Raw genomic sequence first — 26,045 nt, forward strand, 5'->3', positions numbered from 1 at the left:
GGCTGTTTGGCATGGCAAAGTGTCGCATTGGCATCATTGGCATCGGAACGTTCGGCATCAACCACCTCCGCTGCTTCCGGCAGCTCGAGTACATCGGCGCGGCCGAGCTGGTCGCCGCCGCCGACCTCAACGAGCAACTGCTGGAGGAGCGCCGCCAAGAGTTCACCTTCAAGCCGTACAAAGACTACAAGGAGATGATCGAGAAGGAGAACCTGGACGGCGTCACCATCGTCACCCCGGACCCCTTCCATCATGACATCGTCATGCACTGCGCCGAGCAGGGCGTGCACATGCTGTGTGAGAAGCCGCTGGATGTGACGGTCGAGGGCTGCGTCAAGATGACCGAGGCCGCCGAGAAGGCCGGCGTGCTGCTGCAGGTGGACTTCCACAAGCGCTACGACGAGTACCACATCGCCATGAAGCAGAAGATTGACGCCGGCGATCTGGGCAAGATCCAGTACGGCTACAGCCACATGGAGGACCGCATCGAGGTCCCCAAGGACTGGTTCCCCGGCTGGGCGGGCAAGTCGTCACCGGGCTGGTTCCTGGGCATCCACTTCTTCGACCTGGCGCGCTTCCTGATGGGCGCCAACGGCGTCGCCGTCTGGGCCACGGGCTGCAAGGGCCGCCTGTCGGGCCTCGGCGTGGACACCTACGACTCGATCTCCTCCAAGGTCCTGTTCGACAATGGCGCCACAGTGGCGTTCGACAACTCGTGGATCCTGCCGTATGAGTTCGAGGCCGTCGTGAACCAGGGCATCCGCCTGGTCGGCGAGCTCGGGATGCTCGAATGCGACAGCCAGGACCGCGGCACGATCACCTGCTGCACCAATGACAAGCCGGGCATGCAGACCCACAACAAGAGCTTCCTGCGGCAGCGCTTCGACAAGCAGGGGCGGGAGATCTGGGACGGTTACGGCATGGAGTCCATCGCGGACTTCGCCTACAACCTCAACGTGCTGCTGGACGGCGGGAAGATCAGCGGCCTGGGCGCCTACCCGAGCGGCCAGGACGGCATCGAGGCCACGAAGATCGCCGCCGGCGTCCACAAGAGCCTGGAGACGGGCGGGATTGTGGAGCTGTAGGCGCTTCGCGCTTGCATCCGGTGGTCCTCGCGCGTACAATTGGCACGTGCAACCAACTGACGGGGGCGTGACATGAGCCTTGCAGTGGCGCTGGAAGGGGCTGACGGGATTGTCCTCGCGGCGGACAGCCGGGGAACCATCGGCGACCCCCGAGGCCTAACAGCTATCAATGACTTGCAGGTGAAGCTGTTCCGGCTGACGCGGTTCGCCGGAGTATGCACGTATGGCTCAGGCGAACTGGGCGCTGAAGTCTGCCACCAGTTACAGCGAGTGGTGAGTGCCGTTGACGAGGGGAACCAGTCCGTGGATGGCCTCGAAGCCGCTGTTAGGCAGACGGCTCGGAAGCTATACGACGACTGGTTCGAGAAGTACCCGCCCCCCAACCGCCCCACCCTTGGTTTGCTGCTGGGGGGGGTAACGAGTGCGGGCACGGCTAGGGCGGTGCTGTTCCCGAGCGAACTGGACTTCGCGCCGCATCCTGCAGTTACCGGGTTCATGGCAGGGGGGGTCCCCCAGTATGCGACTTATCTGGTGCATCGCTTCTACGACAAGAGCAAGCCTGTCACGGCACTGGCGAGTCTCGCCGAGTACATCATCAACGAGACGGCATCGCAGGATCCCAAGGTCGGCGGAGCTGTCAAGATTGCCCTGATCACTGCCGATAGGGGCTATGAGGAACTCTCCCCTCAGGCAGTAGAGAACATAAGGTGCCGTAACGAGTCCGCAAGTTCGGCATTGCGCGAGTCATTCTACAGGACGGGAGGTGACAACAGTGGCCTATAACGGACATAGCACCCCATCGCCCCGTGAGGGTATCGCTGCTACAATCAGCCAGCAGTTTACGCCTGACATCAGACGGGCCTTCGTGCCGTATATCCCACCGCCCGTGATCGCGCTCAGCCCGGGGCATTGCGCGCCGCCAAGCGCCAGCGAGGATGAACTCATCGACGGCATCATGGAGCGGCACATCGGTGCTTTCCGCCGCTTGGCCCGGCGGTGATCTCCCGCCATGGAGATCATGCCACCCGAGTTCGTCCACAAGATACACGATGCGGTGATTGAGCGGACCGGCGGAGCGCACGGGTGCATCAATCCTGTGTACGTTGAAACGGCAGTACAGCGCCCCCTGACGGCATTTGGGGGCGTTGAGCTTTTCCCTACTGTGTTCGCGAAGGCCGCAGCGATCGCTCACTCGATCGCTACAACCCATCCATTCGCAGACGGGAACAAGCGGACAGCGCTATTCTGTGCAGCAGCGGTGCTGGCGCAGGCGGGAATGGTACTGATAGCAGACGATGAAGTACTCGAGCAGACAATGGTGGGGTTGGCCACGAGCCAGATGAGTCTGGCGGAGTTCGCTGCCTTTCTTGAGCAGCATGCGGTGTAGCCCTCGCGCAGTCGAGGCACACGTCAGCGCCGCACCAGTACCCGACCGGCATACGCAGGTCTCTCCCCCACTCACGACGAACCAAGGGGCGCACCCATCCGGTGCGCCCCTGTTGCTTTCCCGGAGGCTGGCATGCCCTGCAGTGATGGCGTCTTCTCGGTTGACTGGTCGCGCTATCGCCTGGTGGACCTCTCGTACACGGTTGCGCCCCCCGGCACCGACGAGCGCCCCTTCATCACCGAGCGCGGCCTGCTGGCTGACGACAGCTTCATGCACCATGTGCGCACGCACACCCACGTGGGCACCCATGTGGAGGCCCCGGCGCACTTCTTCGAGGGCGGACGCACCGTCGTGGACTTCCCGCTCGAGAGCTTCCTGGGCCGCGCCGTGCTGCTGAGCGTGCCCGTGGCCGCCGACTGCGCCCCGCTGACCGCCGCCGACTGTGAGCGTCTTCTCGGCGGTCTCATGCAGCCGGGCGACATCGTCCTGTGCCGCAACGCGGACATGCCGAGCCGTACGGCGCCGCAGACTGCGTGGCCTTCGCTGGCAGCCGAGTCCGCGCAGTGGCTGGCGGACCGGCAGGCCAAACTGGTCGGCTTCGACAACTACTTCCGGTTAGGGCGGGACATCCCCGAGGTCCGGCAGGTCCACGACATCCTGCTCTCGCGCGACATCTGCCTCATCGAGTTCCTCGACAACCTCGACGCTCTGACGCAACCTGTCTTCACCTTCATGTGCCTGCCCTTCAGGGCCGCCACCGACAGCGCCTGGGGCCGGGCCGTAGCCATCGAGCGGCGCTGAACATGGCGGAGTCACGACCAGCGAACCACCGGCTTGGCGAGGTCGCCGATCTCTTCTCGCAGCCCGACATCCTCGAGGAGATGCAGGCGCGCATGGGTCTGGGCTTGCGCGCATGGGAAGAGGCGGTCATCGCCGCCCACTTCCCCCCCACCGGCCGCCTGCTGGACGTGGGCTGCGGACCCGGCCGCGAAGCCATTGCCCTGGCCCAGCGCGGCTATGAGGTCGTCGCGGTGGACGTGTCCGCGGCGGAGCTTGAGCGGGCGCGCAGCAATGCCGCAGCCGCAGGCGTAACGCTGGAACTGGTGTTGGTGGATGGCCTGAAGATGCCGGCCGGCCCTTACGACGTGGCTGTGCTCTGGGTGCAGGTGCTGGGCAACATGCACTCCTACGAGGACCAACTGGCTCTCCTGGAGAGCTGCTATGGCGTACTGAAGCCCGGAGGCATCATCTCCGCTTCGGGGCACAACCGCGAGTTCTGCCAGGCGGAGTGGCACAGCCAGATGGAGGGCGATTGGTTCTACCCGTGGGGACTGGGCGGGTTCAGATACGCCACCTTCACCCCTGAGACTCTAGAGCGCCCGGTGCGCGCGGCAGGCTTCGAGGTCATCCACACGGAGGTACCAGCAAGTCTCGCCGCAATCATGCACACCATCGGCAGGAGGTCTGACGAAGCTCACGCGTGACAACAAGACCATCGCCGCCCAGGTCGGCTACGGGATGCTCGGCACCGATGCCGTCGCCGGCACCATGTGGGACCCGCAACGCAACAGCTTGAGCGGCGGGGTCCGTCACGCACGACGCGACACCCGCTGCCGCGATGCGTCGCTACATATGCGGACTTCAGTAGACCCCCTGGCTCAGTCGTGCTCGATCCCGAGCGTATCGAGCGACTCGCGCATGAACCGCCGCTTGGCGGCGGTCGCCTCGGGGTCGCCCGGCGTATCCCAGATCTCATCCAGTCGGGCCATCGCCTCAGCCGCGAGCCGCCCTCGCTCACGGTACTCGAGCAGCGCCCAGCCCGCTGCCATGGTCGTGCGCGCCATGGCAGCGGGGTGAGCTTTCAGTGCGCCTGAGGGGCAGCATGCGTCTATGGTTTCATTGCCATAGGAGGCCAGGATGGCGTAGGCCTTCGCGGCCTGGGGCACGTTGTCCTCGATCAGCTCCCGCGTCCGCAGAAACAGCGGTACATTGGCGGTGTATGCCACGGGGGGCACGTCCGTTCGCACCCGGAAGAGCGTCGGGTGGTCCCGCATCTGCTGGGTGATGTTCATCTCGTTCATCTCGACGGTGATGAACCCGGGCGCGCCGTCGATGGGAGTGCCCGGCTGATGGAAGCCCCAGTGCGCGTCTTCTCCCTGGCCCTTGAGCATCAGGTCGGGGCCGTGGGCGAGCAGGAGCTCGGTGTATCGCTGGCAGGCTGCGCTGGCCTCCCCCAGGTCGGGCTGGAACAAGTGCACCCTGTCCGCGACATACCACTCAGCCAGGTGCGCGAAGAGGTGATGGGTGAGCAGGAACCGGAACGAGGCCTGATGGTGGGCCGGCAGGAGGTAGTCGTCGAACTGGAAGAAGTGGGTGCGACCGATCGCCTGCTGCAGTTCCCGGGACACCCGCGCCAGCCCGACATAGGCCTCGTAGAACGGGAAGGCCGACGGCGCCGCCATCAGTTGCAGGCTAGTCTCGCCGCGCTCAGCTACGAGGCGGCATTGTTCCGTCGCGATGGCCAAAGCCGAAGCCAGCCCCATCTCCTCGGCCGTCTCATAGATCGCGACCTGAAGTGTCCCGGCCGGAACGATGGCGGTCGGCTGTGGGGCGTGTACGGCGTATGCGGGATCAGTGGTAGGCATCCGGACCTCTCTCCTGGACCAGCCGCCAGCGACGGCGACAGCGTTAGGCCGGAGTTCGCCTGCCACCCGACCGGAACCTGCCTGACGGGCTGCGGCGGAATCGGCCCTGCAACCACTTCACAGTTCGGGGGCGAAGGGCTATAATGTGGCCCAAGCAGGCCAAGGAGGAGAAACGCACCATGCGGTTGTGCCTCTTGCTGAGCCCTATCGTCTTGACAATCGCGGCTGTCGCCTGCGCGGCGCCTGCGGGGCCACTTGTGGCCGGGACGGCTCCGGCCGGCGGGGGAGCGCTCTCGGCTGACGTCGTCGCCGGAGTGCACTGCCCGGATGACGTGTCGGTGTTGGCCACGATGCCGCCGGCCATTCCACCGACGATGCCGAACTACACGGCGCCGTATGACGAATGGCCGGACCCGGCGCTGGTGCCGGGCCGCCGCCCCGCCATGACGGCCGACATCTGCACCATCACATCACGTCGTCGCGGGACGCCCCACGCGACACCCATATGACCGACCACCGGTAGACCCATACTGTAGGTATGGGCTCGCGCCGCAAATGCCGCAGCCGCGGATTCGGGATCCGCGGGTTGTGTGTTACGTGGGCCTGCCTTGACCGGCGCGGCCCTCGTAATGTGAATCAGGAAGGGTCATGCTGCCCTTCTGCGAGATGGAAGTGAGCCAGATGCCCAAGATCGTTACCGAGTTGCCCGGCCCGAAGTCACAGGCCTACCTCGCCAAGTCGCGCCAGTACGAGCCCCAGTCCATGAGCGATCAGGTCCCCCTGGTGTGGGACCATGCCGAGGGCGTCCACATCTGGGACGTGGATGGCAATGAGTTCCTCGACTGGACCAGCGGCGTGCTGGTTACCAACGTCGGCCACTCGCACCCCAAGTACGTGGCCGAGGTGCAAGATCAGGCCGCCAAGCTCATCAACTGCTATGACTTCCTGTCCCAGCCGCGCGCGGACCTGGCTGAGAAGCTCGTCGCGATCACCCCGCCCCACCTGGATCGCTGCTTCCTCGTCACGACCGGGACTGACGCCACCGAGGCGGCCATGCGCATGGCCCGCCGCGCCTCCGACGGCTGGGAGATCATCGCCTTCCACAACGCCTTCCACGGCCGCACCTATGGCGCCGCCTCCGCCGGCGGTTCTGCGGGAGTGAAGAACGGCTTCGGGCCCATGCTGCCCGGCTTCATCCACGCCCCGTTCCCCTACTGCTACCGCTGCCAGTTCGGCCGCTGCCTGGAAGAGTGCGACACCTTCTGCCTCAAGTACCTGGACTACCTCATCAGCAAGGAGTCCTGCGGCGAGTTGTGCGCGGTCATTACCGAGCCCTATCAGGGCGGCGGCGGCTCGATCATCCCGCCCAAGGGCTACTTCGAGGGCCTCGACAAGTGGGCCAAGGACCGCGGTCTCATCTTCATCTTCGATGAGGTGCAGTCGTCCTTCGGGCGCACCGGCAAGATGTTCGCCTTCGAGCACTACGACATCAAGCCCGACCTCGTGACGCTCGGCAAGGGCCTCGGCAGTGGCGTGCCGTGCTCGGCGGTCATGGGCACCAGCGCCATCATGGACATCCTGCCCCCCGGCAGCATGGGCAGCACCAATGGCGGCAACCCGCTCTCCTCGCGCGCGGCGCTCACCGCCATCGGCATCATCGAGGAGGAGAAGCTGGTGGCCAACGCCGCGAGGATGGGCGAACTGTTTGGCGCCCGCTTCCAAGCCATCCAGAAGAAGCACGAGCAACTGGGCGACATCCGCGGCATGGGCCTCGTCTGGGGTCTGGAGCTGGTGACGGACGCGAAGTCCAGGACCCCGGATGCCGAGTTAACCCGCCGCGTCATTGACAACGCCTTCCAGCGCGGCCTGTGTGTGATCGCGCCCATCGGCGTCCACAAGAACGTCGTCCGCGTGGCCCCGCCGCTGGTCATCTCCGAGGCCGACGCGAATGAGTCACTGGACCTCTTCGAGGCGGCCTTCGAGGCGGCGCTGCAGTAGCCCTGCTCGGCAGCACGGTTGCGAACGCGGGGCGCGGCACTCAGCCGTGCCCCGCTTGACTCCCGAGCCGGCACGGAATACGATTTGCATGGAGGGAAGGAGCGGATGGTGTCTCCCATGGCGACCGCAACAACAATGAGTGCACGGGTGGAGGGCGGGCGACTGGTACTGCCGCCGGAGGCCCTGGACGAACTCGGCGTACACGACGGCGAGATGGTGCAGGTTGTCATCAGCGCCGAGGGTCTCACGATCCGCAGACCCCGGCGCCGCGACCTGAGCAAGTTCGTGGGTATTGCGCGGACGGAGGGTCTTCCCCGCACGACCGACGAGTACATGCGCGAGATCAGGCCCCGATGACCTACGCCCTCGACACTTCGGTGCTCCTGGACGTGTTCATGAACGATCCGACCTGGGTGGGGCCGTCGCAGCGCCTGCTAGAGAGCTTTGGGCCCGACGATGTGGCTATCGTCTGCCCTGAGGTCTACGCCGAGTTGGTGCCGTATTTCCCTCTGCCGGGCTCCCTGGACGTCCACCTGCGGCAACTATCCATAAACGTCATCCCTACCGATGAGCAGGTCGCCCGTGTGGCCGGTCCCCTGTGGGCCCGCTATCGTCGCGCCGGAGGCCCTCGCACCCGCATCGTCACCGACTTCATCGTGGCGGCCCATGCCCTCGTCCACGCGGACGCGCTCGTGACCCGTGACGACGGCTTCTCTCGCCAGCACTTCGCGGAGCTGCAGGTCATCGCCCCTGCGCCGCCGGACGACGCTCCGGCACACTGATCACCCCTCAGGTGCATTCCCATGGCTGCCTCACCCGCTGCCCTTGCCGACTTGCTCAACGCCGCCTATGCCGAATCCCGCGCGCTGCCACGCCTGGTGGCCTGGCCGGTGGAACGGCCGCTCCTGACCACCGATGACGTCCTGAAGGCGCGCGAGCACACGCCCGACGAGTTCGTCGTCGAGCGCGATGGTCGCGTTGTCAGTGGTGTGGCCGCCAGAGCCGGCCAGGACGGCACCGGCTACGTGGCCTGGTTCGTCACCCACCCTGACCACCGCCGCCAGGGCCTCGCCAGCGACTGCCTGCAGCGCGCCCTTGGCTTCCTCCGGGCGCAGGGCTGCAGCAAGGTCCAGACCGCCGCCTTCGTGGACTCCCGCGTCACCTCCGCCTGCGCCTTCCTGGAGCACCACGGCTTCACCGTCCGCGACCCTGAGCACCAGAACATCGTCATGCAGATTGACATGACGCAGTACGAGCCGGCGCCCATCGCGATGCCCGAGGGCTACCACATCGAGCCACTCCAGCCCGAGTGGGTGCCACAGTGGCTGCAGGTCAAGGACCGCGTCTTCGGCGGGACGAGCGCGCCCGACTGGTTCGAGAAGACGTTCAGCCACCGCTGGGACTTCGAGTGGGAGGGTTGGATGACGCTATGGCGCGGCGACGAGATGATCGGCATCTCGGGTGCGGACCTGTTCCGCGACCCCGCCCACCGTGAACACTACAGCGGGGCGCAGATCGAGTACGTGGGGATGGTGGAGGGCCACCGGGGCCTGCGTCTGGGCGAGATCATCGTGCGCGCCTGCCTGGACTACATCAAGGCGCGCGACCTCCCCTGCCAGCTCATCACCCAGCGGTTCCGTGTCCCGGCGGTTACGCTGTACGAGAAGCTCGGCTTCCGTTTCCAGCGCGAGAACCGCACGTACGAGAAGACGCTGTAGGCCATGAAGCCCCGCGAACTTGGCGTCCAGAGGCTCTTCGCCCGCATCGCGCCCCACTACGATCTGCTGAATACCATCATCAGCTTCGGGCTGCACAGCGGCTGGCGGCGGCACACGCTGCGCCTCCTGGCGCCGCGGCCGGGGGACCTGTGCCTCGATGTCGCGTCCGGCACGGGCGACTTCGCGGTGCGACTGGCGCGGCTGGGCGCGCGACCGGTGGCTCTGGACATGACGCTGGAGATGCTCGCCGTCGCACGGCAACGGGCGCCCGGGCTATGGATCGTCGCCGGCGATGCCTTCGCGCTGCCCTTCCCCGACGCCACCTTCGACTGCCTCACTGCCGGCTTCGGCTTCCGCCACGCGCGCGAGGACCTGCCGCTGATCCTGGCCGAGCTGCGGCGGGCGCTCAAGCCCGGCGGCCGTTGCGCCTGTCTCGAGCTGTCCCATCCCCCGCAGCGCCTGTGGCGCTGGCTGACCGGCCTGTACATCCGGATGCTCCTGCCGATCATCGGCAGCTGCGTGGACCGCGACGCCTACCAGTACCTCAGCGCCTCGCTGCAGGGTTACCCCAATGCCGAGCAGTTGGCCGATCTCTTCGCCCAGGCCGGCTTCGACCATTGCACCTACGAGCTGCTGGCCGGCGGCGTGGCGGCCATTCACGTGGCCTCGGTCGCCGACCTGCCGGGAACGTGAGCCGCCCCCGCGGCGTTCTTGTCAGTATCCACAGCGCTACTCATGTGGTACTGATCTCTGCATGGATACAGCCCTTCGAACCGCATACCCCGGTGATACGCCGGGCATGGCGCACGTCTACCTGGCTGCCTTCCCCGACAGCATACGCCACTTCTTTGCGGATCGTCCGCCGCAGCCGCAGGCGGTCGCCGACCTGCTGCTCGTCCCCCTGCTGGCCGAGCCCGGGTGCGGCTGGGTGGCCGAGGCGCATGGCTCGGTCGTGGGCTACTGCCTGGCGCCCGCCCATGTCAGCAGGCTGCCGGGCGTCCTGTGGCGCGGCCACCTGTCGCGCATGTTGGGCCGTTGGCTGGCGGGGGCGTACGGGGTCGGCCTGCCGGCGGCCGCTCGGCTCGCGCGCAACTCGCTGACCCTCTCGCGCCGCGACCCCCACCATGTCGAGGCTCACATTCTGTCTCTGGCCGTCCACCCGGACTGGCAGGGACGCGGCCTGGGACGGGAGCTGCTGCAGCGCAGCCTCGAGAGCCTGGAGCGACGGGGCGCGCGGCGGGTGCGCCTGGAAGTCCGGCCGGACAATGCCGCGGCCATCCGCCTGTACGAGAAGCTCGGCTTCGTCGCGGTGGGCCACACCCACGACTCGCAGGGCGAGTGGTCCATCATGATCCGCGAGGGGGAGACATGACCGGGCGCTGGCGGTCCGTGTCGGGCGTTCCGCTCCGGCGGCTGCTGCTGCTGGCGGCAGGCGTGTGCCTGATCGTCTACCTGGCGCTCGTGGTGAAGGCCGTTCTCTGGCCGGTGCGCGGCGAGCTGCGCGACTTCCCCCTCCCCCGGCAGGGCGAGCCGCTGCTGGTCATTGCGCCCCACGAGGACGACGAGACCCTTGGGTGCGGAATCACGATACGCGATGCGGTCGCCCGCGGCGTGCCGGTATGGGTCTGTCTCCTGACCTGCGGCGAAGGCGAGGAGTTGGGCACCGCGTGGGTCGCCAAGCGCCCCCGGCCCTCGGCGGCCCAGTTCGTGCGCCTGGGGCAGATCCGCCAGCGGGAGAGCCTGCGCGCCCTGGCCAGCGTCGGCGTGCCCCAGGACCATGTCATCTTCCTGGGCTACCCCAACATGGGCCTGCGCTGGATGTGGTCGGCGCGCTACTGGAGTCCGCACAGCCTGTGGACAAGCCCGTTCACGAAGACCGACCATTCCCCCTTCGACAACAGCCTAACCCCGCAGGCCCCCTTCTGCGGGGCGTCGGCGCTGCGCGACGTCGAGGCGGTGATCGCCCGCGTTCGGCCGCGCTACCTCCTGGCAACCCACCCCGCGGACACGCACCCCGACCACTGGGCGACGTACTGCTTCACGCGGCTGGCGCTCGAGGAGCTGCGGGCACGCAGCGTCGAGACGTGGCCGCGTGAGTGCCGTCTGTTCACCTACCTCGTGCACCGGCGGGGCTGGCCGGCGCCCTGGGGCTACTATCCGGAGCTGCGCCTGGCGCCTCCGCGGGCGCTGGCGGACCTGCCGATCAACGAGTGGCACAGTCGAGACCTGACACGCGACGAGACGCGCGCCAAGAACCGCATGATCCTGACCTACCGCAGTCAGGCGGCGGCCTATGACCTGCTGCTGCGCGCCTTCGCCCGCCGCAATGAGCTGTTCGCAACCATCAACGACGACCCGCAGGGATTCCTGCCGACCTGGCTGCAAGCTGATACGAGCCTGGAGCCGAGCGGAGAGACGGAGTACCTGCGCCGGCATCACGATGCCGACCTCGTCGGCGTCGAGGTGTCGCCCGCAGGGACGGCGCCCTCTGTAGCAGTGCACACGGCGGCCCCGCTGGCTCACGCACAACTGGAGGTGTCCCTCACCAGGGCGACGCCCGGACAGGTGCGGTGCGCCATGGTGCAGTTCTCGCCCGGGTCCGCCCCGCGCGCCTGGACCGCCACCGATGGCGACGGGCCGCGTGTCGCCGACACTGAGGTCCACATCGAGACCTCCGGCACGACCACCACCGTGTTTGTCCCCGCGGCCTGGGTCGGCCCCGGCCGCCTCATGGTTGACGTGATGACCGTGTCCCGTAACCGCCCCCTGGACCGCGCCATCACGCGGACCGCCGGCGAGACCTCCTCCGCGGCGGAGCAGCCGCCCGCGCGGGTTCCCGGACGAAACAGTAGAGAGTGACGCCATGCCTGATCCCGATCCCGCCGTAGCCGCTGCCGCCGGCGCGCCCCCCGCGACCGCGACGGACGCGCCGCCCCAGCGGCCTCCGCGCATGATGGCTCTGGATGTCTTCCGCGGCCTGACCATCCTGGGCATGCTGCTGGTCAACAACATCGCCCTGGACACCGCCACACCGGCCCAGTTGGTCCACGCCGGGTGGAACGCCGGCCTGACGTTCGCCGACCTGGTGTTCCCCTGGTTCCTGCTGGCGGTGGGGGTGGCCATCCCGTACTCGGCGGCCTCGGCCCGCCGCCGCCACATGCCTATCTGGCAGTACGACCTGAAGGTGCTCAGCCGCGCCGCCACGCTGGTGCTGCTGGGCTGCCTGATCGACTCGAGCATCGTCCGCGCCCCGTACTTCGACCTGGGTGTGCTGCAACTGATCGGGCTGGCCTACCTCGTGGCGGCGCTGCTGTATGAGCTGCCGGCCCTCCGTCGCGGCCTGCTGGCGGCGATGCTGCTGTCGGCGTACTGGGCGATCATCCGCTTCCTGCCGATCCCCGGCGCGGGCACCGGCCTCCTGACGCCCCAGACCAACATCATCAACCACCTCAACCAGACGTACCTGGCGCCCTTCCATCTCAACGGCTTGCTGTCGGTCATCCCCACGGGCGCCCTGGTGCTCATCGGCACGGCCCTCGGTGACGTCTTGCGCGGCGACCGCCTGCCCTCCCGCAAGGTCGCCCTCGTGCTCGGGGCCGGGGCGGTACTGGCGCTGGTGGGGATCATCTGGAGCCACGACCTGCCCTTCAACAAGCCGTTGTGGACGACGTCATATGTCCTGTACAGCTCGGGGCTGGGCGCTCTCCTGCTCGGGTTCCTGTACCTGATCCTGGACGTCAATGGCTGGCGCGCGTGGGCCTTGCCCCTGGTCGTCCTGGGCATGAACGCGATCTTCGTCTACGTCGTGCCGATCCTGGTGAAGGTCTACATCCTGCAGGTATGGACCTGGAAGCTGGCCGATGGCAGCCACCTGCCGCTCGGGGTCGCGTTCATGCACTACTGGTTCGAGGCGGCAGGTCGCATTGGCGGCGGCTGGGGGTATACTCTCTCATACATCGCCTTCTGGTGGCTGGTAGCGGCGTGGCTATACCGCAAGAAGATATTCCTGCGCGTGTGAGGTGCCATGATGCGAACGAGCGTGATGTGGGCTGTGTGTGTCGTGGTGGCATGTGTGTGGGGCGGGTGCAAGGAACCGGCTGTGTCAGCGCCGACGGAAGGCGCGCCCGCCGCCGGAGGCGCGGCCACCGCCGACGAGTACTGGGTCAACGCCCTGCACGAGGTGTATGTCAGCCCGGCGGAGCTGCAGGCTCAACATGAGACAGAGCGACGCCGCAACGTCCATCTGAACAAGATCATGCACGGCGACCGCGCCAGGCCGCAGATCGCCCTGACCTTCGACGACGGGCCACATCCTGACTGCACGCCGGGGATCCTCAAGGCGCTGGCCGACGCCCGCGCCCATGCCACCTTCTTCGTGGTCGGCGAGAAGGCAGAGCAGAACCCGGGCCTGGTCAAGGCCGAGGTGGACGCCGGTCATAGCGTGGGCAACCACACCTACCACCACGTCAATCTGACCAAGATCCCCCAGCGCCTGGTGGCAGTCGAAGTCCAGGCCTGTGGCGATGTGCTACAGCGCGCCACGGGCGTGAAGCCCCACCTGTTCCGCCCACCTGGTGGTGACTACGATCTGGAGGTGGCGACGACCGCCAACGCGCTGGGCTACACGCTGGTGTTGTGGACCGACGATCCGGCGGACTACGCCAATCCGCCGGCGCCGGTACTCATGGCGCGCACCCTCGACTGGGCTCACAACGGTGGGATCATCCTGATACACGACGGGGTCGCTGAGACGGTGAAGATGCTGCCGCAGTTGCTCAGCGACCTGCGTGCCCGGGGGTTCGAGTTCGTCACCATTGACCAGATGCTGCAGGAGCCCGGGCACGAGTGACGCCGAGCGGCGTTGCCTACTCCCGGGTCACCGTGATCGTGCAGTTGCCGTAGGTGTCCGACAGGTCAAGCTGCCCCCGCGTGTCGGCGGTCAGGACCGCTCGCGTCTGCCTGCCGCCCCCCCTCACCATGACCACATGCCGCGAGTTCGCCGGCACGGAGTAGGCCCCACTGGCCAGTATCATGCGTACGGACACGGCCTCGCCCCCCTGCAGCTCCAGTCCCCGGCGCATGGGCCGGACGATGCAGCCTGTGCCGGCGATCTCGAAGCTCACCTGCTGGGGGCCATACCCGCTCACGTCCACCGTCGCCTCACCGGTGTAGGGCTGGACGGTCAGCCCGGTGCGGTCCATCTGCCGCGTCTGCCCCGCCGGCACATCCGTCACCAGTGTGGCCGCTCCCGGCGCCAGGCCCTCTGCTCCGGGAGTGGCTGAGAAGTGTGACACACACCCGGCGTAGGCGTGGCTTCGTGCCGCCAGCGCTCGCAGCTCCGCCAGCACCGTCTGCCGCCCGGGGTTGAACACCGCCACTGCCTCCTCGCCGCCCCCGAAGTACGGCCCCGACTGCAGCAGCCCCGACTGCAGCAGCTCATAGGCGGCGCGCCGCCCCATCAGTTGCCCGTGCAGCACCTGGCTCAGCCCATCGGTGAGCGGCCAGTATTGCCACAGCGGGTGCGTAGCGAACAGGGCCAGGCCGCTCCCATACTGCTGGCCGACCAGGCCGGCGAACAGCGCTCGCTTCTCCGTGTCGAAGCGCACCGAGACCGTGGCCAACGGCACGGCGCCATCGGTCAGCAGCGCCTCGGTCGTCCATCCGCTGACGGGGTACTTGCGGGCCTCGGTAGCGGACGCCGTGGCCCCATGGCGCGGACTGAAGAGCCCCTGCGCCTTCAGCCCCCGCGGCCAGGGCGACAGCACCCGTGTCGCGTCCGCGGCCGTCAGGTCGCCGAGCCGCTCCCTCGGCTCCACTAACGCCAGGATGCCAAAGGCCCGGTGCAGCACCTCAGGAAGCAGCGTCCAGGCGCCGGTCTGGTACGCCCCCAGCCCCAGGTCCGCGACCAGTACCCCGCCCCGTCGCACGTAGTCCTCAAGCTGCCCGGCCTGCGGCGCAGGCAGATTCAGGCATGCCGGCGCCAGCAGGCAGCCATAGTTGTCCAGCTCGCGCTCCCTCAGGTCGCCGACCGACAGGTAGTCCACCACCCCGTACCGCGTGCCCAGGCGCAGGTCATACGCCAGGTTGCTCGGCTCGCCCACCAGGTAGTCCACCAGGTAGCCATAGACGGGCTGGCGGGTGACATCGAAGCCGGAGGCGTACGGGGAGTAGATGACGGCGGAGGTAGCCCGGGGGACCAGGTTGCACGGCACCCCCGCGGCGTCGTGGATCGCGTTCGTCAGACGCCGCCCGCGTTCGACGGAGCGCCGCTCCAGGTCGTACAGCGGCGCCAGCATCTCCCAGTCCTCGACCCCAAAGCCCACCGCCCCGTGCAAGGCGGCCACGTGCACCCAGTCGCGGAAACTGCCTGCCGTGTACGCCGTGCTGGTGTTCATCGGCACGCGGAAGGCCGGCAGGACGCTGAACTTGCCCCCGCGCCGGGCGATGTCCAGAGCCTGAGGGTTGTGGGCCTCCTGGTCATTCTCCAGCACGTCCGGCGGCATGGACACGCAGACGACATCATAGCCATTGGGGATCGAGAGCAGGCTGCGGTAGAGCGTCACGCGCCCGGTGAGGACCGGCCGGGTGGAGTCCTCCTGGCGGATGGCCTCCAACCACAGTTCCATCACACGCCGGTACGCGTCCGCCTCGTAGTCGGCCAGGTCAATCTTCGCCGGCCCCAGCGCATACGGCGCCCGGCTCTCCAGCTTCCGGGCGTCATCCATCGCCACGCTGGGCCACGTGGGGATGCGGGAGCCCCAGTGCGCGTTGAGCACATCCAGGTTTGGGCTGAGGTCCTGCAGATAGGCGCGGAAGTCGGCATCGCTGAAGTCCAGCCGCCGCTCGAGCATGGAGCCCGTGGCCCAGGCGGTCAGGCCCGGCTCGTCCCGGAGGCCGCGCACTACCGCCTGGATCAGCTCGCGGACCGTGCCGACGTACTTCTCGTCGTAGGGGCTGACGCGGTAGGAGGGGGTGAGGCAGGTCGGCAGCTCGACGATGACCTTCAGGCCTTGCTGCTGCGCCTGCTGGATGCGACTGCGTACGGGCTTGAGGTCGAGGCTTTCGGCGACGTCGAGTTGGAGGTAGAGGGTGTCGAGGCCGAGGTTCTTGATGACGGGTAGGTCGCCGGGGTTGTCCAGGCCGTAGCAGAAGCGGAAAGGGCCGGGGCGGCCGGCACACCACCCGGCGGTGCCACAGAGCAGAGAGACGCAGAGGAACAGCGCAGTGGGGCGCATCCGGTTACAGAGACACTTCAGCGCGCAGGAGGTTCCGGCCCGTTGTCGCGGCCTTGCCTGGGCATCTGCGGCAGCCATTGTTCCCTGCGCTCCAGGGCCTGCCTCGCGGCTTCCTGCTCGGCCTTGCGCTTGCTGGGGCCCTCGCCGGCGCCGATCTTCTGCCCGTTGAAGCTGACCTCGACCACGAACTTCAGGTCGTGCGCAGGGCCTTCGCTGGCAACCGTCTTGTAGACTGGAAGCTGGCGTGCATAGCTCTGCACCAGCTCCTGCAGTGCCGTCTTGTGGTCGAAGCGATGCTCGCCCGGGCCGGCCATCGCCCCATCAATCTGGAGCCACCGCAGCACGAACTCGCGGGCGGCTTCCAGCCCCACTCCCAGGTAGATCGCCCCCACCAGGGCCTCGAAGACGTCGGCCAGCAGCGAGCTCTTGTGCCGCCCGCCGGAGTCCTCCTCGCCCCTACCTAAGAGCAGATACCGGCCCAGTCCGGCCGCCTCGGCTGCGCGCGCCAGTGACCCCGCTCGGACCAGCGTCGCCTTGCTCTTGGTCAGCGCGCCCTCGTGCACCCGAGGGTGTTCGCGATACAGCGCGTCGGCGATGATGACGTCGAGTACGGCGTCCCCGAGGAACTCCAGCCGCTGGTTGGACAGCACGGGATCCAGGCCTTGCTCCCTGACGTAAGACCCGTGCTGGAACGCTTGCTGCAGTAGATCGTCGGCGATGTCCGGCAACGCCAGGGCGTCCCGCAACTCCTGCCAGCGGGATGGCGACATCTTCACACCTGCGCTCTCAATCCTCGAACTTCTTGACGATGAGCACGGCATTGTGCCCGCCGAAGCCGAACGAGTTGCTCATGCCATAGCTGCCGCTGAACTCCCGCGGCTGCTCGATGACGACGTCATTCACGACCGCCTCGTCCGGCTCGTGGCAGTTGAGCGTCGGCGCCACCACACCGGCCTGCAACATGCGCAGAGTCAGTGCGAGTTCGGTGGCTCCTGTGGCTCCGAGCTGGTGGCCGTGGATGGACTTGGTGGAGCTGACCAGCGGACCCTCCGCGCCATGTCGGAAGACCTGGCCCAGCCCGCGCGCCTCCATGTCGTCCCCGCCCGGCGTGCCCGGCGCATGGGCGTTGACGTAGGCGATGTCCTCGGGATTGAGCTGGGCGCGCTTGAGGGCCGCGCGCATGGCGCGCGCCGCGCCGCCACCGTCCGGCGACGGAGCGGTGATGTGGTAGGCGTCGCCACTCATGCCGTAGCCCACGATCTCGCCGAGGATGCTGGCCCCGCGCTGCTTGGCGAATTCCATCTCCTCGAGGACCATGATGGTCGCACCCTCACCCATGACGAAGCCGTCACGGGTGCGGTCGAAGGGCCGGCAGGCGGTGGCCGGCTCGTCATTGCGCTCCGACAGTGCGCCGGCGGCGCAGAAGCCGCTGAGGGCCGTCGGGCAGATCACTGCCTCGGCGCCGCCCGCGATCATCGCCCGGGCTGCGCCCCGGCAGATGATCTCGCTCGCTTCCCCGAGCGCATGAGTGCTGGTCGCGCACGCCGTGACCACTGACAGGTTGGGCCCGCGCGCCCCGAACTCCATCGAGACCAGGCCCGAGGCCATGTCAATGATCATCATCGGCACCAGGAACGGGCTGACCCGGTCCGGACCGCGGTTGAGCAGGATCTGGAACTGCTTCTCCCAGGTCTGCATGCCACCGATGCCCGAGCCGATGAGCACCCCGGTCTCGTCCCCCACCTCGCCGTCGAGCACCAGGCCCGATTGATCCAACGCGATCTTCGCCGCATACAGCGCGAAGTTGGCGAAGGGGTCGGTGCGCTTGAGGAGCTTGCCGTCGAAATGCTGGTCCAGCCCCTCCAGTGGCGGCGCCTGAGCCGCGATGCGCGTCTTGTAGGCGGCCACATCGAAAGCCGTGATCGGCCCGATGCCGCTGCGACCCTCCAGGCAGTCGCGCCAGAGGGCCTCCAGCCCCACGCCACTGGAGGAGATAGTACCTATGCCTGTGATCGCCACACGAGCGTTCATGTCATCACCGTCCCTCACGGAAGGTCTGAGGGGTCCCCCGCGCCACCGCTAGCCCTGAACGTTCTTGCTCTCGAGGAAACGCACGGCATCCCCGACGGTGCGGATGGTCTCGGCCTCTTCGTCAGTGATCGTGATCTCGAACTCGTCCTCCAGGGCCATCACGAGTTCCACGATGTCGAGGGAGTCAGCCTTCAGATCGCCGTCGAAACTGGCGTTCTCGGTGACTTCGCTTTCTTTCACATTGAGTTCCCGAACGATCAACTGCTGCACGCGCTCGAACAACGCCATGCACCTTCACCTCCGATTGACTTCCTGCGCTTCATGCACAAGACGGCACTCACATAATGAGCCCGCCGTCAATGTTCACACACTGGCCCGTCACATAGCCCGCCTCGGGTGAGGCGAGGAAAGCCACGACATTCGCGACATCCTCTGGCGTCCCCGCCCGTCGCAGGGGGATGCGGGTCAGCCAGGCCTCCCGGGCCTCGTCGGACAGCACGTGCGTCATGGCCGTCTGGATGTACCCGGGAGCCACGGAGTTGGCCGTGATGCCCCGGCTACCGAACTCCTGCGCAACGCTCTTGGTGAAGGCGATCATGCCGCCCTTCGAGGCCGCATAGTTCGCCTGCCCGGCATTCCCGCCGACCCCCACGACCGACGCGATGTTGACGATCCGCCCGTACTCCGCCTTCATCATCACGCGCGCCACGGCCTTGGTGCACAGGAACGCACCCTTGAGGTTGATGTCCAGCACCAGGTCCCACTGGTCCTCGCTCATGCGCAGCAGCAGGCCGTCCTTCGTGATCCCGGCGTTGTTGACCAGGATGTCCACCTTGCCGAACTCGGCGACCGTGGCTTCGACCATCTTCTGGCAGTCGTCGGCACTGGTGACGCTGCCAACGGTGGCGATGGCGCGGACGCCCATCTCGCCAATCTCGGTCGCCACGCGAGTGGCGCCCTCGGCGTTGATGTCATTGATGACGATGTTGCAGCCCAGCGAAGCCAGCTTCTTGGCGATGACTTCGCCGATGCCGCCGCCCGAGCCCGTCACGATCGCGACCTGTTCCTGCAGACACATCATCTGGGTAGATTCCTCCGTCGGCGCCATCCATGGCGCCCTGGGCGCGATCAGCCGCGCCGCTACTGCGTCAAGGCCTCGATGGCCGCCTGGACGCTCGCCATGTCTCCCGCCGTGTGGCAGGTCACGTCCGGATACCCGCGCCGCACCATGTTGGTCAGGACCTTGCCGGGCCCGACCTCCACGAACGTTGTCACACCCGCCGCCACCATCGCCCGCAGGCAGTCATCCCACCGCACTGCTGACGTGAGCTGGGCGACCAGCGCCTGGCGCAACTCGTCCGGCTGCGTCCGTGACGCGGCATCTACGTTGCTGACCACCGGCACGCGCGCCGGCCGCACATCCGCCTGCGCCAGCGCCGCCTCCAACTGCTCCGCGGCAGGCTGCATCAGCGGCGAATGGAACGCCCCGCTGACACTGAGCGGGATGACCCGCTTGGCGCCGGCCTCCTGGGCCAGCTCCCCGGCCCGCTGCACCGCCGCCTCCTCGCCGGAGATCACAATCTGGTCAGAGGCGTTCAAGTTCGCCAGCACGACGGTCCCGACCTGCCCGGCCTCGCGGACGGCCTCCGCCAGGCTCTCGCCATCCAGGCCGATGACCGCTGCCATCGTCCCGCCGACGCGAGCGCCGATCTCCGCCATCAGCCCCCCGCGCACGCGGACCAGCCGCGCGCCCTCGACCGGCGACAGGCTCCCGGCCGCCACCAGCGCCGAGTACTCGCCCAGGCTGTGCCCGGCCACGAGTTCCGGCTGCACGCCGGCTTCGGCCAACATGGCCGCCACCGCCGCCGAATGCGCCAGCAGCGCCGGCTGCGCATGTTGGGTCTGCGTCAGCTCCTCCGCCGGCCCCTCGAACATGAGCTGCAGCAGCGGGAAGTCCAGCGCGGCGGCGATGCCATCCAGCACGGCCTTCGCCGTCGCCGAACCCTCGTACAGGTCCCGCGCCATGCCGACCGATTGTGACCCCTGTCCGGGGCAGATGAAAGCGATCATAGGTGTCACCGGGGGACTGTCCCCGCAGGCCGACGCAGTCGGCCGCAGGGGGCTGTCCCCATGCGGGAACGTCGGGGACAGACCCCTACGGGGTCAGCCCCCTGGCCCCTACTCCTGCCCCAGTTCCTTCTTCAGAGCCTTCGTGAGCGCCGGCACGACCTCGAACAGGTCGCCGACGATCCCGTAGTGCGCCACGCCGAAGATGGGGGCGCTCGGGTCGTTGTTGATCGCCACGATGCAGTCTGCGCTACCCATGCCCGCCAGGTGCTGCACCGCCCCGGAGATCCCGCAGGCGATGTAGAGCTTGGGCTGGACGGTCTTGCCCGTCTGCCCGACCTGGTGGTAAGCAGGGATCCAGCCCGCGTCCACGGTCGCACGTGAGGCGCCAACGGCCGCGCCCAGGACCTCCGCCAGCTCGCGGATCAGGGCGAAGTTCTCGGCCTTGCGCAGGCCCCGGCCGCCCGAGACGATGATCTCGGCTTCCTGAACGTCCAGCTCGTTGCTGCCCTCTTCGCGGATGATCTCAAGGATCTTCGTGGCGATGGCGCGCTCGTTGAGGTCCACGCTCTGGCGGATGATCTCGGCCTGCCGGGACGTGTCTGGCTCGGCCTTCTTCATCACGCGCGGGCGCACGGTGGACATCTGCGGGCGGGCGTTCCGGCACACGATCGTGGCCATGACGTTGCCGCCGAAGGCCGGGCGCGTCTGCATGAGCAGCCGCGTCTCGGGGTCAATGGTCAGCCCGGTGCAGTCGGCGGTCAGCCCGGCCCCGATGCGGGCGGCGATGCGTGACGCCAAGTCGCGCCCCATGGTTGTCGCGCCAATCAGCACGATCTCGGGCTTGTGCCTGTTAATGAGGCCGCAGATGACGCTGGTGAAGGGATCGGTGCGGTACTGCGCCAGCACCTCGTGCTCGACCAGGTACACCTTGTCCGCGCCGTAGGCTGCGGCGGTGGGGACGAGCTTCTCGACGTCTTGCCCGCACAGCACCAGGCTGACATCCTCGCCCAACTGGTCGGCCAGCTTGCGGCCCTCGCTCAGCAACTCCAGGGTCACGTCAGCGAGCTTGCCGTCATGGGTCTCGGCGAGCACCCACAGCCCGGAGTACTGCGTGGTGTCCACCTGCTCCTTGCGGACGACTTCCATGATGATGGCGCCGAACTTGCAGCTACTGACACAGGCGCCGCAGCCGGTGCAGTCGTCCGTGAAACGGGCCTTGCCGTCCACGATCTCGATGGCCCCATACGGGCAGGCCGCCAGGCACAGCTTGCAGCCGGTGCACTTCTCGGTATCTATGTAGATGCCCATTCGGCTAGATCACCATCTTCTCGCGTAGCTTGCCCACGAGGGCGCTGACCTGATCGGCCACTTCGCCCTCGAGCTTCTCGCCCTGCTGGTGTCGCTGGGGGGCGAACACCCGCACGACGTTGGTGGGCGAGCCGTTCAGCCCGCACCGCTCGATGTCCGCCTCGATGTCGGCGGCCGACCAGGAGGGGATCTCCTTCTTGCGCGCCTTCATCACATTCTTGAGGCTCGCGTGACGCGGCTCGTTCATCTGCTTCACGACCGTGATGAGGCACGGCAGCCGCGTCTCGACGATCTCGAAGCGGTCCGACAGCAGCCGCTTGACCTTCGCCTTCTTGCCCTCGACCTCCAGGTCAATGGCGTAGGTCACCTGCGGGATGCCCAGATGCTCGGCCAGGCCCGGCCCCACCTGCGCGGTGTCGCCGTCGAAGGCCTGCTTGCCGCAGATGATCAGGTCATACTCCCCGATCTTCTTGACAGCTTGCGACAGCGTGTACGAGGTGGCCAGCGTGTCGCTGCCGGCGACGGCGCGGTCGCAGATCAGCACCGCCTCGTCAGCGCCCATGGCCAGGGCGTCCTTGAGCGCCTGGGAGGCCTGCGGGGGGCCCATCGTGATGATGGTGCACTTCCCGCCGTGCTTCTCGACGAGCTGCAGGGCGCACTCGATGGCGTTCTCATCGAACGGGTTGATGATGCTGGGCACGCCTTCGCGCACCAGCGTATTGGTCACGGGGTCAATCCTGACTTCCGTGGTGTCCGGCACTTGTTTGATGCAGACGATAATGTTCATGGTGATGGGGTTGGCAGCTCCCGATTGCGCGTCAGCTAGCTGATCGCTTCCTTGAGGCACTCAATGGCGATGACGTTGCGCTGGATCTCCGAGGTGCCCTCGACCAGCTCGAACAGCTTGCTCTCGCGCCAGTACCGCTGCACCGCGTGGTCGGTGATGTACCCGTGGCCACCGTGCATGTTGACCGCCCGGTTGGTCACCCGCGCGCAGACCTCGGAGCCGTAGCACTTGGCCATGGCGGCGATCTTGCTCAGCTCCGGCCGGCCGTTGTCCTTGCACCACGCGGCCTTGCGCGCCAGCAGGCGCGCCGCCTCGATCTCCATCGCCATGTCGGCGATCTGGTGCTGGATGGCCTGGAACTGGCTGATCTTCTGGCCGAACTGCTCGCGGACCAGCGAGTACTTCACGCCGTCGTCGTAGGCCTTCTGCGACAGGCCGACGGCGCCGATGGCCATGCCGATGCGGCCCACGTCCAGCAGGTCCATGGCGACGCGGAAGCCGCGGCCCTCGCGCCCCAGGACGTTCTCGACCGGCACTTCGGCGTCCTGGAAGACCAACTCGGTGTTGGTGACGGACGGGAAACCCGCCTTCTTCTCGTTCTTGCCGATCTCAAAGCCCGGGAAGCCCTTCTCGACGATGAAGGCCGTCAGCCCGCGCATCCCCTTCTCGGGGTTGGCGTTGGCGATGACCACGTACGTCTCGGCGGCCCCGCCGTTGGTGATGAAGATCTTGGTGCCGTTGAGCAGGTACTTGTCGCCCACCAGCTTGGCCCGCGTCTTGACCGAGCCGGCGTCCGAGCCCACATCAGGCTCGGTCAGGCCCATGGCGCCGATCTTCTTGCCGCTGGCCAGGTCGGTGAGGTACTGCTCCTTCTGCGCGTCGGTGCCGAAGGCCATGATCGGGTACATGCACAGCATGTGGGCGGCGAACACCGCCCCGGTGGTGGTGCAGGCATGGGCCAGCAACTCACCCGCGACCGCCCAGTCCAGCCACTGCATCCCCATGCCGCCGTACTCCTCGGGTACCGGGATGCCGAACAGGTCCATGTCGGCCGTGGCCTTGACCTTGGCCCACGGGAACTCGCCCGCTTCGTTGGTCTTGTCCGCGTCAGGAGCCAGTACGTCATCGCAGAACTCCTGGATCGCGTCGTAGAGCTCCTGTTGTTCTTCCGGGAAGCCAAAGTCCATGGTAGAGACTCCTCCTGGTATGATGCCCGGGTCGCTCAGCGGGCGCCCTGGCCCGCTACGCGACGTGCTCCACAGGCTACTTGGTCCACTGCAACAGCCCCGCTGCCAGTGAGAAGCCGGCCCCAAAGCCGGCCAGCAGAATCATCTGTCCCGTCTTGAGCTTGCCTTCCTTGTACAGCTCGTCCAAGGCCAGGGGAATGGTCGCCGCCGAGGTGTTCGCGTACTTCTCGACATCGCAGACGACGCGCTCGTCTGGGATGTCCAGGCGCTTGGCGGCCGCCTCGATGATGCGGCGGTTGGCCTGGTGGAAGATGGCCCAGTCGATGTCGTCATGCGTGACGCCGACCTTGCGCATGACAGCCTCGGCCACATCGGGGCAACCGCGCACCGCCAGCTTGAAGACCTCATGGCCGTCCATGTACAGCAGATGCGCGCGCTCCTTGATGGCCGCCTCGTCCACCGGACGCCGACTGCCGCCGGCCGGGACCTTGAGGTACTGTGCGTTGGTGCCATCTGACCACAGCTCGAAGCCCTGGACACCCTCCCCGGCCTGCGCGGGCCCTACCACCACTGCGCCGGCCCCGTCGCCGAAGAGCACGCAGGTGGACCGATCCTCCCAGTTCACGATGCGCGAGAGGGTCTCGGCGGCGATGACCAGCACATGGTCGGCTGTGCCCGCCTGCACGAACGCAGAGGCGGTAGACAGAGCGTACACGAAGCCGGTGCAACCGATGAGGATGTCGAACGCGCCCGCGTTGGTGGCCCCCAGCGCGCCCTGCACCAGCGAGGAGACGGAGGGGAAAAGCATGTCCGGCGTCACGGTGGAGACGATGACCAGGTCGAGGGCTTCCGGGGCCAGCCCCGCATCGGCGAGCGCCGCCTTGCCCGCCTCGATGGCCAGGTCTGACGTCGCTTGCTCGGGGGCCGCGATGTGGCGCTCGCGCATCCCGGTGTGGCTGAAGATCCATTCGTCCGTCGTGTCCACCATCTTCTCCAGATCGAAGTTGGTCAGAACACGCTCGGGCACGTACGAACCCAGCCCTATGATCTTGGCGCCTCGCACGTCCATACCGGTAACACCTGAGGAATCGGCCGCAAAGCCCCGCGCAGGGGAGCCGGAGGCGGTAGCGGACGGGAGGGCGGCCACAGCCGCGCCTCCCATCACCACCGGCGGCGCCTGCCCAGCGGCGGGCGGCCCCCTTCGTCCCGCTATGACTGCGCGCCCGCCGGCGTTGTCTGCCGGCGGCGGAAAGTCTCCGTCATGCGGTCCTGTACGCCTGTCTCGACACTCCGGGCGCCCACGGTGATGGCCTGGGCGATGGCGCGGCGGTCAGACCGCCCGTGCGCCACAATGCATACGCCATTGGTCCCCAGGAGCAGCGCTCCGCCGTACTCGGCGTAGTCGTACTTCGCGGCCACCCGACGGAACGCGGGGCGCATCAGCAACCCCGCCAGGCGGCTGCCCCACCCCTTCATCACCGCAGCCTTGATGTCCGCCGTTAGCTCCTGGGCGGTACCTTCCACGACCTTCAGCACGACATTCCCGGCAAAGCCGTCGCAGACCGTCACGTCCACTTCGCCCGCCAGGATCTGGTTGCCTTCGACGTTGCCGATGAAGTTCACGGGCAACTGCTCCAGCAGACCGTAGGCAGCCAGGCTCAGCTCATTGCCCTTGCACGACTCGGTGCCGATGCTCAGCAACCCCACGCGCGGTTGGCTGATGCCCAGCGCATGTTCGGCGTACTCGCTGCCCATGAGCGCGAAGTCGGACAGATGCTCGGGCTTGCAGTCCACGTTCGCGCCCGCATCGAGCACGATGCGCTTGCCCAGCGGCGTCGGCAGGAACACGGCGATGGCGGGCCGCTGCACTCCCGGGAGCGTTCCCAGGCGCATGGTCGCGGCGGCCATCAGGGCCCCGCTGTTGCCGGCGCTGATCGCGGCGTCGGCAGCCCCGTCGCGCACGAGATCCACGCAGACGGTGACGGAGGAGCCCGCCTTCTGGCGCAGGGCCAGGCGCGGGCTCTCATTCATCTCGACGACTTGCTCGGCGTGGTGGATGCTCAGGTTCGACGGCGCCGCTGTCTGTCGGGCTAGTTCAGCCTGGACCTCGGGCTCGCGGCCGACGAGGATGATCTCGCCCGCCACCCGCTCGGCGGCCAGAACCGCACCTGCCACAACTTCGGCCGGAGCGTAGTCCCCGCCCATCGCATCCACGGCTAGCTTCATGGTCTCACCACAACGGCCTTCGAAGACAACGGCATGGCAACCGCGCTGCAGCACCGACGCTAGAACGCACAGCCGGCGACCCAGCGCCGGTCTGCATCCTGGGTTGACCTGATGCTACTTCTCTGTCTTCTCTGGCTTGACCGTGTGGTCCACCTGCCGGCCCTTGTAGAACCCGCACTTGGGGCACGCGTTGTGCGGCAGGGCGGGCGCGTGGCAGTTCGGACACTCGCGGGTGGCCGGCGCGGACAACGCGTCATGCGTCCGGCGCTTGGCCTGGCGCGTGGAGGAATGTCGTCTCTTGGGTAGTGGCATCGAGCTTCTCCTTCGGCTGCGTCAGCCGGGGACGGACCCTTCGGGGCCGGTCGCCT

28 protein-coding genes are annotated in these 26,045 nt (G+C 67.4%); 15 read left to right on the forward strand and 13 right to left on the reverse strand.

Translation table 11 applies throughout. From position 1 onward, the window contains the following. Positions 1 to 11 precede the first annotated feature (11 nt). The 5 genes from LLH23_16860 (at position 12) to LLH23_16880 (ending at position 3,956) form a co-directional block, all read left to right on the forward strand. Positions 12 to 1,085 (forward strand): Gfo/Idh/MocA family oxidoreductase, encoded by a 1,074-nt coding sequence (locus LLH23_16860; GenBank protein MCE5240134.1) that lies wholly within the window; start codon positions 12 to 14, stop codon positions 1,083 to 1,085. Positions 1,086 to 1,157: 72 nt separating this feature from the next. Continuing rightward, on the forward strand, positions 1,158 to 1,868 hold the full coding sequence (locus LLH23_16865; GenBank protein MCE5240135.1) for a hypothetical protein: 711 nt from the start codon (positions 1,158 to 1,160) through the stop codon (positions 1,866 to 1,868). A 226-nt stretch (positions 1,869 to 2,094) separates the two neighbouring features. Continuing rightward, entirely contained in the window at positions 2,095 to 2,472 is a 378-nt protein-coding gene (locus tag LLH23_16870; GenBank protein ID MCE5240136.1) for a type II toxin-antitoxin system death-on-curing family toxin, read from the forward strand. A 132-nt stretch (positions 2,473 to 2,604) separates the two neighbouring features. Continuing rightward, positions 2,605 to 3,273: a cyclase family protein gene (locus tag LLH23_16875; protein ID MCE5240137.1), complete on the forward strand. Its 669-nt coding sequence runs from the start codon at positions 2,605 to 2,607 to the stop codon at positions 3,271 to 3,273. Between the two features lie 2 nt (positions 3,274 to 3,275). Then, entirely contained in the window at positions 3,276 to 3,956 is a 681-nt protein-coding gene (locus LLH23_16880; GenBank protein MCE5240138.1) for a class I SAM-dependent methyltransferase, read from the forward strand. 174 nt (positions 3,957 to 4,130) lie between these two features. On the opposite strand, the gene LLH23_16885 is transcribed toward LLH23_16880, so the two are convergent. Beyond that, on the reverse strand, positions 4,131 to 5,117 hold the full coding sequence (locus LLH23_16885) for a 6-phosphogluconolactonase (GenBank protein MCE5240139.1): 987 nt from the start codon (positions 5,115 to 5,117) through the stop codon (positions 4,131 to 4,133). Between the two features lie 179 nt (positions 5,118 to 5,296). Between LLH23_16885 and LLH23_16890 the strand changes: the two genes are divergently transcribed. The 10 genes from LLH23_16890 (at position 5,297) to LLH23_16935 (ending at position 13,682) form a co-directional block, all read left to right on the forward strand. Next, a complete protein-coding gene (locus tag LLH23_16890) occupies positions 5,297 to 5,626 on the forward strand; it encodes a hypothetical protein (protein MCE5240140.1) in 330 nt (109 codons plus the stop codon). A gap of 139 nt (positions 5,627 to 5,765) precedes the next feature. Continuing rightward, positions 5,766 to 7,115, forward strand: a complete 1,350-nt coding sequence (locus LLH23_16895) for an aspartate aminotransferase family protein (protein MCE5240141.1) — start codon at positions 5,766 to 5,768, stop codon at positions 7,113 to 7,115. Positions 7,116 to 7,232: 117 nt separating this feature from the next. Then, positions 7,233 to 7,472, forward strand: coding sequence for a hypothetical protein (locus LLH23_16900; GenBank protein MCE5240142.1), 240 nt, complete (start codon positions 7,233 to 7,235; stop codon positions 7,470 to 7,472). Further along, complete coding sequence (locus LLH23_16905) at positions 7,469 to 7,897, forward strand: type II toxin-antitoxin system VapC family toxin (GenBank protein MCE5240143.1); 429 nt, start codon at positions 7,469 to 7,471, stop codon at positions 7,895 to 7,897. The genes LLH23_16900 and LLH23_16905 overlap by 4 nt, the downstream gene beginning before the upstream one ends. A gap of 21 nt (positions 7,898 to 7,918) precedes the next feature. After that, positions 7,919 to 8,833, forward strand: a complete 915-nt coding sequence (locus tag LLH23_16910; GenBank protein MCE5240144.1) for a GNAT family N-acetyltransferase — start codon at positions 7,919 to 7,921, stop codon at positions 8,831 to 8,833. Positions 8,834 to 8,836: 3 nt separating this feature from the next. Further along, positions 8,837 to 9,526 (forward strand): ubiquinone/menaquinone biosynthesis methyltransferase, encoded by a 690-nt coding sequence (locus LLH23_16915; GenBank protein MCE5240145.1) that lies wholly within the window; start codon positions 8,837 to 8,839, stop codon positions 9,524 to 9,526. A gap of 106 nt (positions 9,527 to 9,632) precedes the next feature. Further along, positions 9,633 to 10,205, forward strand: coding sequence for a GNAT family N-acetyltransferase (locus tag LLH23_16920; GenBank protein ID MCE5240146.1), 573 nt, complete (start codon positions 9,633 to 9,635; stop codon positions 10,203 to 10,205). Continuing rightward, positions 10,202 to 11,692 carry a PIG-L family deacetylase gene (locus tag LLH23_16925; GenBank protein MCE5240147.1) on the forward strand — a complete coding sequence of 497 codons (1,491 nt, stop codon included), beginning with the start codon at positions 10,202 to 10,204 and terminating at the stop codon, positions 11,690 to 11,692. Before LLH23_16920 ends, LLH23_16925 begins: the two co-directional genes overlap by 4 nt. 4 nt (positions 11,693 to 11,696) lie before the next feature. Next, the gene (locus LLH23_16930; GenBank protein ID MCE5240148.1) at positions 11,697 to 12,851 is read left to right on the forward strand and encodes a heparan-alpha-glucosaminide N-acetyltransferase domain-containing protein; all 1,155 of its coding nucleotides are present in this window, start codon (positions 11,697 to 11,699) and stop codon (positions 12,849 to 12,851) included. A 6-nt stretch (positions 12,852 to 12,857) separates the two neighbouring features. Continuing rightward, positions 12,858 to 13,682: a polysaccharide deacetylase family protein gene (locus LLH23_16935; protein MCE5240149.1), complete on the forward strand. Its 825-nt coding sequence runs from the start codon at positions 12,858 to 12,860 to the stop codon at positions 13,680 to 13,682. Between the two features lie 16 nt (positions 13,683 to 13,698). On the opposite strand, the gene LLH23_16940 is transcribed toward LLH23_16935, so the two are convergent. The 12 genes from LLH23_16940 to rpmF form a co-directional block, all read right to left on the reverse strand. After that, positions 13,699 to 16,068, reverse strand: coding sequence for a hypothetical protein (locus LLH23_16940; protein ID MCE5240150.1), 2,370 nt, complete (start codon positions 16,066 to 16,068; stop codon positions 13,699 to 13,701). A gap of 17 nt (positions 16,069 to 16,085) precedes the next feature. Then, positions 16,086 to 16,838 (reverse strand): ribonuclease III, encoded by a 753-nt coding sequence (gene rnc, locus LLH23_16945; protein ID MCE5240151.1) that lies wholly within the window; start codon positions 16,836 to 16,838, stop codon positions 16,086 to 16,088. Positions 16,839 to 16,854: 16 nt separating this feature from the next. Then, on the reverse strand, positions 16,855 to 18,099 hold the full coding sequence (gene fabF, locus LLH23_16950) for a beta-ketoacyl-ACP synthase II (protein MCE5240152.1): 1,245 nt from the start codon (positions 18,097 to 18,099) through the stop codon (positions 16,855 to 16,857). Between the two features lie 48 nt (positions 18,100 to 18,147). After that, positions 18,148 to 18,387: an acyl carrier protein gene (gene acpP / locus LLH23_16955; protein MCE5240153.1), complete on the reverse strand. Its 240-nt coding sequence runs from the start codon at positions 18,385 to 18,387 to the stop codon at positions 18,148 to 18,150. Between the two features lie 49 nt (positions 18,388 to 18,436). Continuing rightward, positions 18,437 to 19,177 carry a 3-oxoacyl-[acyl-carrier-protein] reductase gene (fabG, locus tag LLH23_16960; GenBank protein ID MCE5240154.1) on the reverse strand — a complete coding sequence of 247 codons (741 nt, stop codon included), beginning with the start codon at positions 19,175 to 19,177 and terminating at the stop codon, positions 18,437 to 18,439. 62 nt (positions 19,178 to 19,239) lie between these two features. Further along, positions 19,240 to 20,169, reverse strand: a complete 930-nt coding sequence (fabD, locus tag LLH23_16965; GenBank protein ID MCE5240155.1) for an ACP S-malonyltransferase — start codon at positions 20,167 to 20,169, stop codon at positions 19,240 to 19,242. A gap of 108 nt (positions 20,170 to 20,277) precedes the next feature. Further along, positions 20,278 to 21,477: an electron transfer flavoprotein subunit alpha gene (locus LLH23_16970; GenBank protein ID MCE5240156.1), complete on the reverse strand. Its 1,200-nt coding sequence runs from the start codon at positions 21,475 to 21,477 to the stop codon at positions 20,278 to 20,280. A gap of 4 nt (positions 21,478 to 21,481) precedes the next feature. Beyond that, a complete protein-coding gene (locus LLH23_16975) occupies positions 21,482 to 22,264 on the reverse strand; it encodes an electron transfer flavoprotein subunit beta/FixA family protein (GenBank protein ID MCE5240157.1) in 783 nt (260 codons plus the stop codon). Between the two features lie 35 nt (positions 22,265 to 22,299). Further along, the gene (locus LLH23_16980; protein ID MCE5240158.1) at positions 22,300 to 23,451 is read right to left on the reverse strand and encodes an acyl-CoA dehydrogenase family protein; all 1,152 of its coding nucleotides are present in this window, start codon (positions 23,449 to 23,451) and stop codon (positions 22,300 to 22,302) included. 76 nt (positions 23,452 to 23,527) lie between these two features. Further along, entirely contained in the window at positions 23,528 to 24,520 is a 993-nt protein-coding gene (locus LLH23_16985) for a ketoacyl-ACP synthase III (protein MCE5240159.1), read from the reverse strand. A gap of 140 nt (positions 24,521 to 24,660) precedes the next feature. Further along, complete coding sequence (gene plsX / locus LLH23_16990; GenBank protein ID MCE5240160.1) at positions 24,661 to 25,677, reverse strand: phosphate acyltransferase PlsX; 1,017 nt, start codon at positions 25,675 to 25,677, stop codon at positions 24,661 to 24,663. Between the two features lie 114 nt (positions 25,678 to 25,791). After that, on the reverse strand, positions 25,792 to 25,989 hold the full coding sequence (gene rpmF / locus LLH23_16995) for a 50S ribosomal protein L32 (protein ID MCE5240161.1): 198 nt from the start codon (positions 25,987 to 25,989) through the stop codon (positions 25,792 to 25,794). Positions 25,990 to 26,045 lie beyond the last annotated feature (56 nt).

The sequence above is a fragment of the bacterium genome, assembly GCA_021372615.1.
GTDB lineage: Bacteria > Armatimonadota > Zipacnadia > Zipacnadales > UBA11051 > JAJFUB01.

Bases quoted from the DNA above. Each gene is read 5' to 3' on its own strand.
- LLH23_16860 (MCE5240134.1), top strand. From the start codon at position 12: ATGGCAAAGTGTCGCATTGGCATCATTGGCATCGGAACGTTCGGCATC.
- LLH23_16875 (MCE5240137.1), top strand. From the start codon at position 2,605: ATGCCCTGCAGTGATGGCGTCTTCTCGGTTGACTGGTCGCGCTATCGC.
- LLH23_16890 (MCE5240140.1), top strand. From the start codon at position 5,297: ATGCGGTTGTGCCTCTTGCTGAGCCCTATCGTCTTGACAATCGCGGCT.
- LLH23_16985 (MCE5240159.1), bottom strand. From the start codon at position 24,520: ATGGACGTGCGAGGCGCCAAGATCATAGGGCTGGGTTCGTACGTGCCC.
- LLH23_16920 (MCE5240146.1), top strand. From the start codon at position 9,633: ATGGCGCACGTCTACCTGGCTGCCTTCCCCGACAGCATACGCCACTTC.
- LLH23_16925 (MCE5240147.1), top strand. From the start codon at position 10,202: ATGACCGGGCGCTGGCGGTCCGTGTCGGGCGTTCCGCTCCGGCGGCTG.
- LLH23_16880 (MCE5240138.1), top strand. From the start codon at position 3,276: ATGGCGGAGTCACGACCAGCGAACCACCGGCTTGGCGAGGTCGCCGAT.
- rpmF (MCE5240161.1), bottom strand. From the start codon at position 25,989: ATGCCACTACCCAAGAGACGACATTCCTCCACGCGCCAGGCCAAGCGC.
- LLH23_16870 (MCE5240136.1), top strand. From the start codon at position 2,095: ATGGAGATCATGCCACCCGAGTTCGTCCACAAGATACACGATGCGGTG.
- LLH23_16895 (MCE5240141.1), top strand. From the start codon at position 5,766: ATGCTGCCCTTCTGCGAGATGGAAGTGAGCCAGATGCCCAAGATCGTT.
- LLH23_16975 (MCE5240157.1), bottom strand. From the start codon at position 22,264: ATGAACATTATCGTCTGCATCAAACAAGTGCCGGACACCACGGAAGTC.
- LLH23_16885 (MCE5240139.1), bottom strand. From the start codon at position 5,117: ATGCCTACCACTGATCCCGCATACGCCGTACACGCCCCACAGCCGACC.
- fabD (MCE5240155.1), bottom strand. From the start codon at position 20,169: ATGATCGCTTTCATCTGCCCCGGACAGGGGTCACAATCGGTCGGCATG.
- plsX (MCE5240160.1), bottom strand. From the start codon at position 25,677: ATGAAGCTAGCCGTGGATGCGATGGGCGGGGACTACGCTCCGGCCGAA.
- rnc (MCE5240151.1), bottom strand. From the start codon at position 16,838: ATGTCGCCATCCCGCTGGCAGGAGTTGCGGGACGCCCTGGCGTTGCCG.
- LLH23_16940 (MCE5240150.1), bottom strand. From the start codon at position 16,068: ATGCGCCCCACTGCGCTGTTCCTCTGCGTCTCTCTGCTCTGTGGCACC.
- LLH23_16905 (MCE5240143.1), top strand. From the start codon at position 7,469: ATGACCTACGCCCTCGACACTTCGGTGCTCCTGGACGTGTTCATGAAC.
- LLH23_16910 (MCE5240144.1), top strand. From the start codon at position 7,919: ATGGCTGCCTCACCCGCTGCCCTTGCCGACTTGCTCAACGCCGCCTAT.
- LLH23_16980 (MCE5240158.1), bottom strand. From the start codon at position 23,451: ATGGACTTTGGCTTCCCGGAAGAACAACAGGAGCTCTACGACGCGATC.
- LLH23_16935 (MCE5240149.1), top strand. From the start codon at position 12,858: ATGATGCGAACGAGCGTGATGTGGGCTGTGTGTGTCGTGGTGGCATGT.
- LLH23_16930 (MCE5240148.1), top strand. From the start codon at position 11,697: ATGCCTGATCCCGATCCCGCCGTAGCCGCTGCCGCCGGCGCGCCCCCC.
- LLH23_16900 (MCE5240142.1), top strand. From the start codon at position 7,233: ATGGCGACCGCAACAACAATGAGTGCACGGGTGGAGGGCGGGCGACTG.
- LLH23_16865 (MCE5240135.1), top strand. From the start codon at position 1,158: ATGAGCCTTGCAGTGGCGCTGGAAGGGGCTGACGGGATTGTCCTCGCG.
- LLH23_16970 (MCE5240156.1), bottom strand. From the start codon at position 21,477: ATGGGCATCTACATAGATACCGAGAAGTGCACCGGCTGCAAGCTGTGC.
- fabF (MCE5240152.1), bottom strand. From the start codon at position 18,099: ATGAACGCTCGTGTGGCGATCACAGGCATAGGTACTATCTCCTCCAGT.
- fabG (MCE5240154.1), bottom strand. From the start codon at position 19,177: ATGTGTCTGCAGGAACAGGTCGCGATCGTGACGGGCTCGGGCGGCGGC.
- LLH23_16915 (MCE5240145.1), top strand. From the start codon at position 8,837: ATGAAGCCCCGCGAACTTGGCGTCCAGAGGCTCTTCGCCCGCATCGCG.
- acpP (MCE5240153.1), bottom strand. From the start codon at position 18,387: ATGGCGTTGTTCGAGCGCGTGCAGCAGTTGATCGTTCGGGAACTCAAT.